Origin of the sequence: Psychrosphaera saromensis (assembly GCF_002954545.1) — a bacterium.
In the GTDB taxonomy this organism is placed as follows: Bacteria; Pseudomonadota; Gammaproteobacteria; order Enterobacterales; family Alteromonadaceae; genus Psychrosphaera; species Psychrosphaera saromensis.
Window position 1 is genome coordinate 1 of the sequence record NZ_MSCH01000002.1, and the last position, 488, is coordinate 488.

General features: G+C 40.0%; 2 tRNA genes. Both read left to right on the forward strand.

Annotated elements, in window-relative coordinates:
* Positions 1–13 precede the first annotated feature (13 nt).
* A tRNA-Ile gene (locus tag BTO11_RS00015) sits at positions 14–90 on the forward strand.
* 38 nt (positions 91–128) lie between these two features.
* A tRNA-Ala gene (locus BTO11_RS00020) sits at positions 129–204 on the forward strand.
* The last annotated feature ends 284 nt before the right edge of the window (positions 205–488 follow it).

Here is a 488-nt window from a genome sequence, read left to right on the forward strand (position 1 = left end):
AAGAAAAACCTGAAGGCCTGTAGCTCAGCTGGTTAGAGCGCACCCCTGATAAGGGTGAGGTCGGCAGTTCAAGTCTGCCCAGGCCTACCAAGCCTTTGGGGATATTGAACCCAAGCCATCATATAGATGGGGCTATAGCTCAGCTGGGAGAGCGCTTCCCTTGCACGGAAGAGGTCTGCGGTTCGATCCCGCATAGCTCCACCACTTCTTCTTAAATGAACATAAGCTCAAATAAATACACATTAAGTGGTTAACTTTAGTGTCTATTTATTTGAGTTTTTTAAAACTCAATTGCTCTTTAACAAATTGGAAAGCTGAATAAAAAATAAAGGTATAAATCTTATTTTAGTTCTTAGGAATTAGATAAAGTAATTTGTATCACTGTAAGAGAAAACTCAAGCGTTATTTATGTCGATTGTGTTTTTAGCGAACGCAATCAAAATGGCATAACCTACGACTTAGTGCGAGAGCATTTAAGGTTGTATGGT